Annotated in this window: 16 protein-coding genes; all 16 read left to right on the top strand. The window is 29.6% G+C overall.

Annotated elements, in window-relative coordinates; translation table 11 throughout:
- Window positions 1-531 precede the first annotated feature (531 nt).
- The 16 genes from K0039_RS05895 (at window position 532) to K0039_RS05820 (ending at window position 15,153) form a co-directional block, all read left to right on the top strand.
- Window positions 532-2,010: an Lsa family ABC-F type ribosomal protection protein gene (locus K0039_RS05895; protein ID WP_228104094.1), complete on the top strand. Its 1,479-nt coding sequence runs from the start codon at window positions 532-534 to the stop codon at window positions 2,008-2,010.
- 162 nt (window positions 2,011-2,172) lie between these two features.
- Window positions 2,173-3,207, top strand: a complete 1,035-nt coding sequence (locus K0039_RS05890; RefSeq protein WP_228104093.1) for a Cfr family 23S rRNA (adenine(2503)-C(8))-methyltransferase — start codon at window positions 2,173-2,175, stop codon at window positions 3,205-3,207.
- A gap of 431 nt (window positions 3,208-3,638) precedes the next feature.
- The gene (locus tag K0039_RS05885; RefSeq protein WP_228104092.1) at window positions 3,639-4,391 is read left to right on the top strand and encodes a GntR family transcriptional regulator; all 753 of its coding nucleotides are present in this window, start codon (window positions 3,639-3,641) and stop codon (window positions 4,389-4,391) included.
- Between the two features lie 24 nt (window positions 4,392-4,415).
- Window positions 4,416-4,829 carry a PTS sugar transporter subunit IIA gene (locus tag K0039_RS05880; RefSeq protein ID WP_228104091.1) on the top strand — a complete coding sequence of 138 codons (414 nt, stop codon included), beginning with the start codon at window positions 4,416-4,418 and terminating at the stop codon, window positions 4,827-4,829.
- Entirely contained in the window at window positions 4,830-5,576 is a 747-nt protein-coding gene (locus K0039_RS05875) for a BtpA/SgcQ family protein (RefSeq protein ID WP_228104090.1), read from the top strand.
- The gene (locus K0039_RS05870; RefSeq protein ID WP_228104089.1) at window positions 5,576-6,046 is read left to right on the top strand and encodes a PTS sugar transporter subunit IIB; all 471 of its coding nucleotides are present in this window, start codon (window positions 5,576-5,578) and stop codon (window positions 6,044-6,046) included. The genes K0039_RS05875 and K0039_RS05870 overlap by 1 nt, the downstream gene beginning before the upstream one ends.
- 23 nt (window positions 6,047-6,069) lie before the next feature.
- Entirely contained in the window at window positions 6,070-6,831 is a 762-nt protein-coding gene (locus K0039_RS05865) for a PTS mannose/fructose/sorbose/N-acetylgalactosamine transporter subunit IIC (protein WP_228104088.1), read from the top strand.
- A complete protein-coding gene (locus K0039_RS05860; RefSeq protein WP_228104087.1) occupies window positions 6,815-7,657 on the top strand; it encodes a PTS system mannose/fructose/sorbose family transporter subunit IID in 843 nt (280 codons plus the stop codon). The genes K0039_RS05865 and K0039_RS05860 overlap by 17 nt, the downstream gene beginning before the upstream one ends.
- Before the next feature lie 177 nt (window positions 7,658-7,834).
- Entirely contained in the window at window positions 7,835-8,272 is a 438-nt protein-coding gene (locus tag K0039_RS05855; RefSeq protein WP_228104086.1) for a PaaI family thioesterase, read from the top strand.
- 185 nt (window positions 8,273-8,457) lie between these two features.
- A complete protein-coding gene (locus K0039_RS05850) occupies window positions 8,458-9,873 on the top strand; it encodes a protein kinase domain-containing protein (RefSeq protein ID WP_228104085.1) in 1,416 nt (471 codons plus the stop codon).
- A 60-nt stretch (window positions 9,874-9,933) separates the two neighbouring features.
- Window positions 9,934-10,302 (top strand): HIT family protein, encoded by a 369-nt coding sequence (locus K0039_RS05845; RefSeq protein ID WP_228104084.1) that lies wholly within the window; start codon window positions 9,934-9,936, stop codon window positions 10,300-10,302.
- A 167-nt stretch (window positions 10,303-10,469) separates the two neighbouring features.
- Window positions 10,470-10,976, top strand: a complete 507-nt coding sequence (gene sigV, locus K0039_RS05840; protein WP_228104083.1) for an RNA polymerase sigma factor SigV — start codon at window positions 10,470-10,472, stop codon at window positions 10,974-10,976.
- 5 nt (window positions 10,977-10,981) lie between these two features.
- Window positions 10,982-11,833: an anti-sigma-V factor RsiV gene (rsiV, locus tag K0039_RS05835; protein WP_228104082.1), complete on the top strand. Its 852-nt coding sequence runs from the start codon at window positions 10,982-10,984 to the stop codon at window positions 11,831-11,833.
- Between the two features lie 290 nt (window positions 11,834-12,123).
- Window positions 12,124-13,005 (top strand): polysaccharide deacetylase family protein, encoded by an 882-nt coding sequence (locus tag K0039_RS05830; protein WP_228104081.1) that lies wholly within the window; start codon window positions 12,124-12,126, stop codon window positions 13,003-13,005.
- Window positions 13,006-13,202: 197 nt separating this feature from the next.
- The gene (locus tag K0039_RS05825; RefSeq protein ID WP_228104080.1) at window positions 13,203-14,060 is read left to right on the top strand and encodes a C39 family peptidase; all 858 of its coding nucleotides are present in this window, start codon (window positions 13,203-13,205) and stop codon (window positions 14,058-14,060) included.
- Between the two features lie 196 nt (window positions 14,061-14,256).
- Entirely contained in the window at window positions 14,257-15,153 is an 897-nt protein-coding gene (locus K0039_RS05820; RefSeq protein ID WP_228104079.1) for a CAP domain-containing protein, read from the top strand.
- Window positions 15,154-15,206: the final 53 nt, after the last annotated feature.

The raw sequence follows: 15,206 nt of genomic DNA, 5'->3' as shown, positions 1-15,206 counted from the left end.
CCCATTTATTTAAGTATGTTATCTAATACAGCATAGAACACTTAAGCCAAGGAAGATTTACGAAAAGTTTATTCTTGATTCACTATTTATTGACTTTTTGGACGTATAATAGTACAATGATAAAAAATTTGAAATTTGAGGTGAAAAAATGATTAATTTTTCTTGCTAATTTTTAAAGTACATATAATACAAAAATAAACAGGTGTGTTCTGTTTGTTTTGTTGTACTTATGCAAGAAAGTTATTCTTTTTTCTCTTAATATATACACTTGTGTTATGCTATAATGATTAGCTTAACTACGTATATCTAAGAGCCGTAAGAATAATTAATTCTTGAGGCTCTTACTTTTTTATAAATAATTCGAATAAGGAGGATAAATAATATTATGATAAATAAAGACACTTTGCTAACACATGATAATCTCCATATAGAGTCGGATACTGCAGGTGACACTTATATGGAGTAATAACAAGGTCGCCTATTGTTCCGACTTTGTTATTTATACTATTAAATACAGAGGAGGACAAAAATATGTCTTTAATAAATGTTACAAACCTAACCTTTGCTTATGAAGGTAGCTATGATAATATTTTTGAAAATGTAAGTTTTCAAATTGATACTGATTGGAAATTAGGCTTTACTGGAAGAAACGGAAGAGGAAAGACTACTTTTCTAAATCTTTTGCTTGGGAAATACGAATATAATGGAAACATTTCAGCTGATGTGACTTTTGAATATTTTCCTTATGAGGTTCAGGAGCAAAGCAATTTAACCATAGATGTCATAAGGGAGATTAGTCCAAATTCAATGGATTGGGAAATAGCAAAAGAATTATCTTTGTTAGATATGGACTACGATGCTTTATATAGACAGTTTTATACAATTTCTAAAGGAGAGCAGACCAAAGCATTGTTGGCTGCTATGTTTTTGAAGGAGAGCTCTTTCTTACTTATTGATGAGCCTACCAATCATTTGGATGCTGAAGCTAGGCAAAAACTAAGTAATTACTTGAAAAAAAAGAAAGGATTTATTCTGATTTCACATGATAGGTCTTTTTTGGATAATTGTGTTGACCATATCTTGTCTATTAATAAAACTAATATTGAAATACAAAAAGGAAATTTTTCTTCATGGTGGAGAAACAAAGAATTACAAGATGGTTTTGAGCTAGCAGAAAACGAAAAATTGAAAAAGGATATTAACAGACTTTCCAGCTCGGCAAAACGTACATCTACGTGGTCAGATAGTGTTGAAAGCAGCAAGTATGGAACTACTAATTCTGGGAGCAAATTAGATAAAGGATATGTTGGACATAAAGCTGCAAAAATGATGAAGCGTGCTAAAAATATAGATGCTAGACAACAAAACATGATTGAGGAAAAATCAAAGCTTCTTAAAAATATTGAATCTAATGAAAGTTTAAAAATAGTACCGCTTACTTTTCATGATAAAAAGCTTGTAGAACTTACAGATGTTACAATTGAATATGATGATAGAATTGTCTGTGAAGGAGTAAGCTTCGCTATAGAGCAAGGTGAAAAAATTGCTATCCAAGGAAAGAATGGCAGCGGAAAATCAAGTATATTGAAATTAATTTATGGAGAAGACATCCCCCATAGTGGAATTGTAAGAAAGAATAATAAGTTAATAATTTCATATGTTTCACAAGATACTTCAGATTTATATGGTAACTTATCTGAGTATGCAGGTAAACACTGTATTGACGAGAGCTTATTTAAATCGATGCTTAGAAAACTTGATTTTTCAAGAGGACAGTTTGAAAAGAATATCGAAGATTTTAGTGGAGGACAGAAGAAAAAGGTATTGCTTGCCGCAAGTTTGTGTGAACAGGCACATTTGTATATTTGGGATGAACCATTGAATTTTATTGATGTCATATCTCGTATGCAGATTGAAAAATTGCTAATTGAACATGGGGTTACAATCTTGTTTGTTGAGCATGATAGCGCATTTTGTGAAAGTGTTGCAACAAAAATAATAAAATTATAAGGGTAGAAGTGGTAATTAATATGTTTAATGAGAATATAAAAGTAACACACAACAGGCTCCATGCAAAGCCAGATGTTTTGGGCGGCGCTTGCATGGAGTAGTATAAGTCGCTAATTATACTGGCTTTGCTTCTTAACTATTAATAGTGAGGAGGAAGCCTACATGAAACAGACAAAAACGAAGTATGGAAGAATAAAACAAATAGTATCAAATTTAAAATTACCTGATTATAGATACGATCAGCTTACAGAAGCTATTTTTCATCAAAGAATAGATAATTTTGATGATATGCATATACTACCAAAAGCGTTAAGGATAGCTTTAGTAAATGAGTTTGGAAATAATGTATCTAGTGTAATACCTGTTTTTTCACAAGATTCTAAACAAGCTCAAAAATTGTTATTCGAATTGACTGATGGAGAAAGAATAGAAGCTGTTGGACTAAAGTATAAACAGGGGTGGGAATCGTTTTGTATTTCCTCCCAATGTGGTTGTGGTTTTGGATGTCGTTTTTGCGCAACGGGAAGTGCTGGATTTAAGCGCAATCTTACTGCTGATGAGATAACTGACCAATTGCTTTATTTCTATTTTAATGACCATAGATTGAATAGTATTTCATTTATGGGAATGGGTGAGGCTTTTGCAAATCCGGAGTTATTTGACGCAGTAAAAATTTTAACTGATCAAAATTTATTTGGGTTAAGTCAACGAAGAATTACTATTTCAACAATTGGAATTATACCAGGAATTCAAAGATTGACCAAAGAATTTCCACAAGTGAATCTGGCTTTTTCACTTCATTCACCATTTGAAAGTCAACGAAGCGATTTAATGCCTATAAATAAAAGATTTCCATTGAATGAGGTAATGAAGACATTAGATGAACATATCATTCATACGGGACGACGAGTGTTTATTGCTTATATTATGCTTGAAGGAATTAATGATTCGAAAGAACATGCAGAGGCAGTTATAGGTTTATTGAAAAATCGCGGTTCATGGGAGCATTTATATCACATTGACTTGATACCTTACAATTCTACAGACAAAACAACTTTTAAATTTCAGCCTTCAAGTGCTATCAAGCAATTTTGCAGTACACTAAAGAAAGCTGGTATTAGCGCAACTGTTAGAACACAATTTGGTTCTGAAATTAGCGCTGCTTGCGGACAGTTGTGTTATGAAAATGAATTATGATGTTAGCTCAAGAATATCCATTTGAGTAAACAAATATCATGAGGTTTTTAACGAAAAAGAACATAAAAATATTTATGAGATGTGCAGAAACGCTAACATTGGCTGTGTAGTTTTCTGAAACCTACGAATAAGAACACCATGAAAAGTTTAATAGAAAGTGACAATTAATTATAATTTGAATATTAATAAGGAGTGCTTCAAAGTGATTAAAAATCATCTAAAGGGGTGCTCCTTTTTCTTTGTTTAAACTTATTTTACTCTCATCTCAATACATTTTAAGTCCAGAAGTCCTTTTAATATAACAGTTCACTTTTTATATTAAAAATATTATATATATAATAAAAACATTAAATTGACAACGTTTTCAACTTGTTATAACATGTAATAAGAAACTTGTTATATAATGTTATAAAAATAAGGAGGTGTTGCCAATGAATGAAGAAAAACAAAAACATGAAAAAGACTTAGAAGTTAATTCATTTATTCCTTTATATCAGCAGCTTTATGACAATATAAGAAAGCAAATTACAGTTGGTATATACAAACCGGGGGACAAGCTTCCATCAGAAGGTGACTTATGTAAAGAGTTTAATGTAAGTCGTATAACTGTAAGAAATGCTCTTAAGCAGCTTGTGGAAGAAGAAATTTTATGCAAAAAGCGTGGTAAAGGAACGTATGTAACAATTCCAGCAAGAGTAGAGGCTTTATGCGCAGGCAATAGTTTCACAAATTCATGCCATCGTATAAATGCAAAACCTAGTACAAGAATTATTACAACTTCAATAGAAAAAGCAAACAAAGCTGCAAGTGAAGCTTTAAATATAGAACAAGATGATAAAGTAATCTGCATAAAAAGACTTAGATTAATAGATGATGTGCCTGTCATATTTGAAATTGACTATTTTAGAATGGAGTATATGTTTTTACTTAAAGAAGACTTAGAAGATGCATCTTTAATGGAAACTATATCAAAAAATATCAGTACTCAACCTAAGCGTGTGGAGGATGTGTTTGAAGTTAAGTACTCAAACAAGGAATACTCAGATCTTCTAAAATGTGCTACAAATATGCCTTTATTAAAAGTACGTCAGTTAGTATATGCAGAAAATGATGAAGTACTTTATTATAATGAGCAATACATTAGAAGTGATAAATATAAATATGCAGTTTCAGCAAATATATAATTTTACAACGAGAGGGGAACAAAAATGAGGAAAATTTTATTAGCATCTCATGGAGATTTTTCAAAAGGTCTATTAGATTCAGCAAAAATGATAGTAGGTGATTTAGCAAGTTGCGTCACTTCATATAGTTTATATCCTGGAGAAAACGCTGCAGAATATGTAAAAAGTATTGAAGATATAGTTGCGAATGACAAAGAAACAGAATATGTGATTTTATCAGACTTATATGGCGCAAGTGTTTGTACTGCAATGTTAAGATTAACAATTTACCCAAATGTTAAGCTTTTCTCTGGGATGAATTTAAATATGTTATTAGAATTACTTACAAGATTCTCAGATTCACTAAGTGATGAAGATGTAAAACAATTAGTAGAAGAATCAAAAGCTGGGGTTACAAATGTGACAATTGAGATTAATGAAGAAGAAGAGGTGTTTTAAATGGGAGAGACAAAGGGGATTTTATCAGTTTTTAAAAATAAGAAGCCAATTATAGCTATGGTTCATTTAAAAGGAGATACTTCAGAAGAGATATTTGAAAGAGCTAAAGAAGAAATTCGTATATTTGAGGAAAACGGTGTAGACGGAATAATGTTAGAAAATTACTACGGTAATTACTATGACTTAGAAAGAATTTTAGAGTATGTATCAACATCAAATTTATCAATACCTTATGGAGTTAACTGTTTAAATGTTGATGCCATGGGATTTGAATTAGCAAATAGATATAATGCAAGTTACATCCAAGTAGACTCAGTAGTAGGTCACGTTAAACCAAGAGATGAAGCTACTTTAGAAGAATTCTTTAAATTATATAGAGGAAACTGCAAAGCTTATTTAATAGGTGGAGTGCGTTTCAAATATCAACCTATTTTATCAGAAAAAACTGTAGAAGAAGATTTACAAATAGGTATGACTAGATGTGATGCTATTGCTGTTACAGAAAATGCTACTGGAGAAGAAACTTCTATGGAGAAAATAGAATTATTCAGAAAAAACTTAGGAGATTTTCCATTAGTAATTGCTGCTGGAGTTACTCTAGAAAATGCAAAAAAACAGCTTGAAGTAGGTGATATTGCAATAGTAGGAAGTTACTTTAAAGATACATTTAAAGATACTGGAGATGTAAGTGCAAATCATGTTAAAACATTTATGGATGAAATCAAAAAGATGAGGGAGGAACTATAATGATTAAATTAGTAAGGGTTGACCACAGACTTATACACGGACAAGTAGCATTTACTTGGACAAAATTTTTAAGTACAGATTGTATCTTAATAGCAAGTGATGGATTATTAAAAGATGATTTAAGAATGGCAGGACTTAGAATGGCTAAGCCATCAAATGTTAAGTTAGTAATGAAAAGTATAGAAGATTCAGCAAAAGCTCTTAATTCAGGAGTTACAGACAAATACAATTTATTAATACTTTGTGAATCAGTGGAAGATGTTTATCGTCTAGCTAAAAAAGTTCCAACTATAACAGCAATAAATCTAGGAGGAACAAAATCAGGAGATGATAGAAAGAACATATCAAAAGCTGTAAATGTATCACAAGATGATATAAAAATGATAAAAGAGTTATCAGAAGAAGGAAGAAGTGTATTTGTACAATTAGTTCCAGATGATGATAGCACAGATGTAATGAAATTAATATAAATACTTATTAGGGGGAGATAGATATGCAAATAACACAAGTTGTTTTAATTACTCTTATCGCTTTCTTTGCATACATGCATAGTTACGTAGGTTCTACTATGCACAATAGACCAATAGTTGTAGCACCACTTGTTGGTTTAGCATTAGGCGATTTGCATACAGGTATAGTAATAGGGTCTACGTTAGAGCTAGTATTTATGGGAGCATTCCCAGTTGGAGCAAGTAATCCACCAGATTTCGTTTCTGGTTCAATTATAGCAACAGCATTTGTAATATTAACTGGACAAGAAGTATCTTCAGCAGTAGTACTTGCAGTACCAATAGCAACATTAGTACTTTTAATTGATAATTTCCTTATGACAGTAGTTCTTACATGGGGATCTCATATTGCAGACCGTTATGCTGAAGAAGGAGATATCGAAGGCGTAGAACGTATGCAAATAATATTTGGTATAGGTAATAAAATAATTTTAGCATTAATAGTAGGCTTTGGTTTCTCTTTAGGAGTTCCAGCAATAGAAAAAATACTTTCTTATATTCCTGAATTTGTTATACATGGAATGGATGTTGCTGCAGGAGTAATACCAGCTATAGGTTTTGCCATGTTAGCTAGAATGATGTTAAACAAAAAAACGGTAGCCTTTCTTTTATTAGGATTTATAATGGTAGCATATTTAAAAATAACAGTAACAGGAGTTGCTTTATTTGGATTAGCAATAGCTTTAATATATGTAAACTATAATTCAGGGAATAAGGAGGTAATAGTAGATGACAACGAATTCTAAAAAGCCAGAGACAATTTCAACAGAAAGTCAAATAACTAGAAAAGATTTTTGGAAATGTTTTAGAAGATCTTTAACAGTAGATTCATCATGGAACTATGAACGTATGCAAAACTTAGCATATGCATATACAATGGCACCAATTATTCGTAGACTATACAAAGGTGACAAGGAAAAAACATCTAAAGCATTAAAAAGACATCTTGAATTTATGTCAGTTACTCCCCACCTAAGTACTTTATTAGTAGGTATTTCAGGAGCTATGGAAGAAGAAAATGCAAAGAATGAAAACTTTGATGAAAATGGTATAAATGCAGTTAAATCAAGTTTAATGGGACCTGTATCGGGAATAGGAGATTCATTCTTCTGGGGAACTTTAAAACTTATAGCTGCAGGTGTAGGTATAGCCTTAGCATCACAAGGTAACATAATGGGACCAATATTATTCCTATTAATTATAAACATACCTCACTTCATAATACGTTATATTTGTTTAGACAAAGGATTTAAATATGGAACACAGTTCTTCAAAGATGTAAGTGGATCAAACATAGTTTCTCAAATAATGGAAGCTACATCAATGCTAGGACTTATGGTTATTGGAGGTATGACAGCATCAAATGTTATGCTAGAACTTAGTATAAATGTTGGTAGTGGGAAGTGGGCAGAGCCAATTCAAACATACTTAGATCAAATTATGCCATGTATGCTTCCGGCCATAATATTCGGAGTTATGTATTGGTTACTTGGTAAAAAAGTAAAAACTACAACAATACTTATATCAGTAATGTTAATTTGTATAGCATTAGCTGGTTTTGGAATTGTATAAAAATAACATTATTGTTATTGTAAAAAACAGCTATTAATATAGCTGTTTTTTTATTTTGAAAAGCAAAATATAAATAAGAATTTCTATTTATATTTTTTAATAAGAGAGATATTATAATACTATGGTAAAATATTTATAAAAATTATTGAAAATAGCATATTAAGGGGGCAAAATAAATTGGAAAAACTAGATATTATAGATAAAGTAAATTACAAAAAAATGATAGAACACAGAAATAGTTTAGATGGATTTGCAAAGGAGATAGGTATAAAAATAATATCAATCTCAAAAGGTTATGCAAAGGGAGAAATTGATATAAATAAAAGTCACTTAAATCCTGGAAAATCTGTTCATGGAGGATGTATTTTTACTTTGGCAGATACAGTGGGAGGAACAGCTGCATGGTCTAGAGGTAACTACGTAGCAACTACTTCAAGTAATATTACTTATTTAAATCCTGCTATAGAATCTAAAAAGCTAATAGCTATTGCCAAGGAAATCAAATTTGGAAAGAAGATTCTAGTTTATGACATAGATATATGGGATGATAGTGATAGACTAATCGCCAAGGTTACTAATTCTTATTACAATATAGAAAAGAAATTAGATTTATAGTACAAATAAATATCAATTATGACTGTAAAGAGTGTATTAAAAAATAATACACTCTTTTATTACTCTAAAAAGTGACAATAATATAAAAAAATCAGCTACAAATATAGATAATTATTTACAAATTTTGTATAATTAAGTTAATTGTTATTGGGTAAAAATGGAATTAAATTATGGAGGAATAATATATGGAAGATTTCAGGAATAAATACACCGATATCCAGCTAGTAGAAAAAGATGATTCTGCTGAAGTATATGTGGCTATAAATAATGAAACACAGCAAAAAGTACGTATAAAAGTTCTAAGGAAAGAAAGCAATAATAAAAGATATATCAAAGATATAACAGAAAAAATAAATATGTTAAAAGATTTAAAACATGAAAATCTGATAGGATTAAATGATATATCTAGTTTTGTAGAAAATAATTATATTTATTACTACGTGGAAACAGAGTATTTTGAAAGCAGAAGTTTATGGAACAAAGTAGTATTTAGCAAACATACTTATAGACAAAGTCTAGATATAATTAAGCAAGTGGCAGAAGCTTTAAAAGAGTTTCACCATAAATCATTAAGTCATGAAAATCTAGATACAGAAAACATATTTATAAATTCAGAAGGTGTTGTGAAAGTTGATGTACTATCATATTTAGAGCAAAAATACGATGAGTCAGGAAAACTTATCGATGAAGAGGATTTTGAGGCTGGAAAAGAAGAAGACATTTATTCTATAGGTATTATTTTATACACATTAATAACTAGAGATTTTGATTTTAGTAAAAGAAAACTAAAGAAAAATATTGATAATGAAGAGGTATTTAGTATTATATATAGTGCGACTACAGATAAGTCAAAATACATATATGAAAATTTAAATGAGTTATTATTAGATGTGAATGCTTGTCTAGAGAGCCTACCGATAGACGTTGAAAAAGTATTAGATGAAAGTGATTCAAGTGTAGAAGGAGAATATTTAGAAAAACATGATTCTACATCAAAGAAAAGAGGATTAATAAAGAAAGTATGTGCTTGTGCAGCTATTTTTCTAGTTTTAGCAATAGGTGTAAAAGGTATTGAACTACTTAATAAGGATAATAAAGAAAGTAGTAGAAGTGAACAAACTACAAATGTAGTAAAAGAAGAGCCTGTTGAAGAAGAACCTGTAGAAGTAGAAGAAAATACAGAAGTTGAAGCAACTGATGCAGAAGATACTCAATCTAACAATGTAGATACATATCAAAATGATTATTATTCAGATGAAAATAGTAATAGTAGCAATAATATAGATAATAATTACAATAATAATCACAACAACAATAATCACAACAACAATAATCACAACAACAATAATAATAATAATACTGGAAATAATAATGGTAACAACAATGGTAATAATAACAATACAGTAAAACCACCATCCGATGATAATAATGGAGAACCTTCTAATCCAGGAGATGATAACTCAAATACTGGAGGAGAAGAAACACCAACACCTAACCCTCCGCCAGATGGAGACAATGGAGGAGATAGTGGAAATAATGTGCCAGACTCAGAAATAAATAATGTAACAGGAAATAAATTAAAAAAACAGCTATCTATATAGCTGTTTTTATTAAGATGTTAAGCAAAAGGTAGAAATAATAAAGAGCAAGGAGTAAGTAAAATGAGCTGTATATTTTGTGAAATAAAAGATTATGTATTGGAAAATGACCTTGCTTATGCTATTTTTGATAAATTTCCGGCAACGCCAGGTCATATGCTAGTAATACCAAAGCGTCACGTTGCAAACTTCTTTGACATTACAAAAGAAGAAAGAGAAGCAATCTTCGATTTAGTAGATCAGGGAAAAGAATTTTTAGATGAAAAATATAGTCCAAATGGATATAATGTGGGCGTAAATGTAAATGAAGCGGGCGGTCAAACAGTCTTTCATGTTCATATACATTTAATGCCTAGATTTAATGGAGATGTAATAGACCCAACAGGTGGAGTAAGAGGTGCTATACCTAAATATATGAAATATAGTAAATAATTAAAGACTGTATAAAATAAAGAGGATTACTTCAATAATGAGGTGGTCTTTTTTATTGTATTAAGAGATAATGAGTATAGTAATAAAAAAATTATTATAAAGTAGATAATTTTCAAAACTTTTTAAATTATATAAAACGTCTAATATATGAGAGGTGAACAAATGAAATGAAATTACTAAGCTTAGTAGAAAGAAAAAAAGAAAAACAAATAAAGAAATATATAGTTGAAAATAAAGAATCTTTATATAGGTTTGCTTACAGCTATGTAAAAAATAAAGATGATGCACTGGATATAGTGCATGATGCTGTCTGTAAATCATTAGTTAATATAAACACTCTCAAAAACATAGATAGCATTAAATCTTGGATTTATCAAATAGTATCAAATTGTGCAATAGATTATATTAGAAAAAATAAAAAGTATGTGGCAATAAGTGATGATCTACAAGAGGAAAAAGCAATAGGGTATGATACATACGAAGATATAGACTTACAAGAGGCTTTGGAGAGATTACCTGAAAAGTATAGGATTGTGATCGTACTAAGATATTTTGAAGATATGAAAATAGGAGATATAGCCCAGATACTAAATGAAAATGAAAACACCATAAAAACAAGACTTTATAACGGATTATCAAAATTGAAAATAGATCTCATTGATGAAGAGGAGTGAAGGTTTTGAAAAAAAATAAAAAAATAGAAGATTTAAAACAAAACTATAACAATATAGAAATCCCAGATAAATTGAATGATGTAGTAAATGATGCTTTAAATACAAATAGAAATAAAAAAAGTAGAATAGCTAAATGGTCTACTGTTGCTGCATCAATATGTGTAATAATTGGTGCTGTTAATTTAAGTCCAGCTTTTGCAAACACTCTTGAAAATATACCTGTAATAGGAAATATAATAAAAGTTATGAATTTCAAGAATTATAGAGTAAACAAAAATGGATATGATGTTTCTATTGATGTACCAAAAATAGAAGGTTTAAAAGACAAGGACTTAGAATATAAATTAAATAAAAAGTTTGAAGCTGAAGGCAAAAAATTATATGAGGATTATTTAAAAGACGTAAAAGATCTAGAAGAGTTAGGTGTGGAAGGTAGAGAATATGCCAAGTCTTGGTACGAAGTAATAAATGAAAATGATAATGTTTTATCATTGGTAATTTATAATTACTATGCTCAAGGTTCATCTAGCACAACGAGAAAGTTTTACAATATAGACAAGAAAAATCAAACAGTTTTAACATTGGAAGGGATGTTTAAAGGAAGCGACTATGTAAATGTTATAAGCGAAAATATTAAAAGCCAGATGAGAGAAAGAACTAAAAAGGATCCGAATGACGTTTACTGGATTGATGATGAGATGGATATTTTTACTAAAATCAAGAAAGATCAAGGTTTTTATATAAACGATAAGAATGAAATAGTTATATGTTTTGATAAATATGAAGTTGCGCCAGGAGCTTCTGGTTTAGTAGAATTTACTATTCCTAAAGAGGTTACTAAGCAACTTATGAAGTAAATGAAGTATTGAAATTAATATAAGTTAAATATTTTAAAGGGCAGAAATGCCCTTTTTTTTGTTTGAGCATTTATTAAGAAAACTTAATAAATTGTGGATAACTCCTACACCTGGCATTTTAAAAAGTTTTAGAAAAAAATAAAATTTTTTATATCAGATTTGTAACAAAAAATCTATTGAATGACAATACACAACTGGTTTATACTTATATATGTCGACAAATTGTTACGTGAAAACATCAAAAGCGATAAAATATGGCTTAGAACTAATAGAGGTAGGAGTTGAGATTTATGAGGAATAGAAGAATAAATAAGAAAAAGGCGCTGGTAGTCTTAGTAGCAGGATTAACTGTATTTGGGGTATTAAATAGGACATTGGCATATGTGGATAATCAAAGACATATTAAAGCAGAACAAGCAAGAATAGCAGAAGAAAAAAGAAAAGAAGAAGAAGAAAAGAAAAAGTATGTAGTTGGTGTTAGTCATGAAGGTGAAAAATACTCTTACGATGCAAAGAAAGTAGCAGAAAAATTAAGTAAGTATGATTATACTAATGATGGTAAAAAAATAGTATTTTTAACTTTTGATGATGGTACATCTAAAACTAATACACCAAAAGTATTAGATACTTTAAAGAAAGAAGATGTAAAAGCAACATTCTTCTTAACTGGACAAAACATAGAAAATGGTGGACAAGAGGCAAAAGATCTTGTAAAGAGAGAATTTAATGAAGGTCATGCCATAGCAAATCATTCATATACTCATGATGTTAAAAAGTTATACCCAGGTAGAACTTTAGATATGAAAGCATTTAAAGAAGACTTTGATAAAAATGATAAGTTATTACAAGATATTTTAGGTAAATACTTCTCAACAAGAGTAATAAGATGCCCAGGAGGATATATGTCTTGGAAGGGTATGGAACCTTTAGATAAGTATTTAGACGAAAATAATATGGTATCTATTGACTGGACATCTCTAAGTGCAGACGCTGAAGGAAAAAGAAAAAATGCTCAAGAATTACTTGATTATACTATTAAAACTTCAAAAGGAAAAGAAATGGTAGTTCTTTTAATGCATGATACTTATGGAAAAGAAGAAACAGCTAAAGCTTTACCAGATGTAATAAAATACTTTAAAGATAATGGATATGAGTTCAGAACTTTATCATAAAACTCATTTGAAAAATCCTGTAAATAGATTTAAATAAATCTACCTATAGGATTTTTTAATCGTATATAGCAGTTACGTAGCAGAGTAGGTATCCATTAAATATATAACAATATTTAAAAAATTTACAACTTTGAAACAAATAATATATTTTTTTGAAAAGAAGAAAAGGTAAGGTAAGGATTATTATGAGAGGAAGAATGCATAAGAAAAAAACAGCATTTGTAATTCTATTATCCATAGTATTTGTAATAGCATTATCTAAAATAGCTGGAAAAACAATAAAAGCATATAGTAGCGATTATGATCAAGTTGCTATGAATAAAAATATGGAAGCAATATCAGAAAAAGTAAAACAGTCTAATGATGATGTTTTAAAACTAATATTAGAAAATGGTAAAAATAATCCAAAAGCATATAAGATTTTAGAAAATGTACAATCATATCCTAGAGAGCTTTTAGAATTAGCATCGAAAAAAGAAGAAGCTTTAAATTTTGTTGCAGATTATACTGACTATAAAGGTTACAGTAAAATAAAAGCTTCTGTCAGAAAAGATTATAAAAAAGGTGAAATACCCCTATTTATTCAATGGGACAAAAGATGGGGCTATGAGAAATATGGTTCAGATTTTATAGCTATTAATGGATGTGGAACAACATCTATAGCAATGGTAGCTGTAGGACTTACTGGAAATACGAATATCAATCCTAAAGTAGTAGCTGATTATAGCAATGACAAGGGATATTTAGTAGAAGGAGTAGGGACAAGTTGGGATCTGATGACACAGGGTGCTCGAAAGTTTGGTATAGCAGGTAGGGAAATATCTTTAAGTGAAGAATCAATATTACAAACTTTAAGAAAAGGACAACCAATAATAGTCAGTATGGGGCCTGGAGAATTTACAACATCAGGACATTATATTGTATTAACAGGAGTGGATAGCAACAATAAAATAATAGTGAATGATCCAGACAGTAAATTGAAAAGTAAAAAAACTTGGGATATAAACATATTTTTGAAAGAAGCTAAAAATTTATGGGCTTTTAAAGCTTTGTAATAAAATATGACTTAAAATTAATAGATTTAGAAACTGATATTTATGAAAACTATTTTGAATAGATTTGCCTTTGAGCAAAGTTCAAAATAGTTTTTTTAATGCATTTACTCATATAACCGTTTAATTGGAAATTTAATTATTATAATTACTTTAGTTCTGTAAGTAAGATAGTTTATTATATTAATATAAGTCTAAAATGGGGGGGATTATTATAAATAAATTAATTAACAAAATAGCATGTGTTTTATTATCTTTATCATTGATAATATGTAATTTCCAAAAAGTTAGTATGGTACAAGCAGCTGAAAATACTGTGAGTTTATCTGTAAGCGGACAAGAGCTTTATGATGAAGCTTATAAAATTTTAAAAATAGTAAATAAAGAAAGAAAAGCTGCGGGAGTACCACCTTTAACAATGAATAAAACTCTTATGAAAGGTGCAATGAAAAGGTCAGCAGAGCTTAGTATTTATTATTCACACACAAGACCAAATGGTGCTTCTTGTTTTTCTATTGAAGAATTATCAAAAATAGGATATAACTTTGCAGGAGAAAATATTGCAGCAAATTATAGTGATGCAAAAAGTGTTATGAATAGCTGGATGAAGTCATCAGGGCATAAAAAGAACATTTTAAATTCAAAGTTCAAATCTATAGGAATAGGTGTGTTTAAACATAATGGAAGTCTTTATTTTACACAAGTGTTTACAAATGTAAAATCAACTACGCCAACTAAACCTAGTAATAAAAAAGTAACTAAATCCATAAATACTTTAAGAAATAATACAAAGATATCTATAAATGAAAAAAAATTATCTCTTAAAAAAGGAAGTAGCAAAAAACTTTATGTAAAAAACTTAAATCAAGGTTGGCCTTATGTTTATGCTAATTTGAATAATAGTAATATAAAATGGACCTCGATCAATAAAAATGTGGCGAAAATATCAAAAGAAGGAATGGTGTTAGCAGTAGGTACAGGAGAAGCAACAATTAAAGCTACTTTGCCAAATGGAACAAGTGCAAGTTGCAAAATAACCGTTCCAGGTGTACAGCGCCTATCAAAGAGTTACAAATCTTCAGCAAGTATTAAATAATTTAATGATCAAAAATAAAAAACAAAAACTATACTGTATACAACTGTGATATC

The sequence above is a fragment of the Terrisporobacter mayombei genome (genome assembly GCF_020748465.1).
GTDB lineage: Bacteria > Bacillota > Clostridia > Peptostreptococcales > Peptostreptococcaceae > Terrisporobacter > Terrisporobacter mayombei.
Note: the sequence above shows the minus strand (reverse complement) of the source record. Positions and strands in the feature narration are given on the sequence as shown.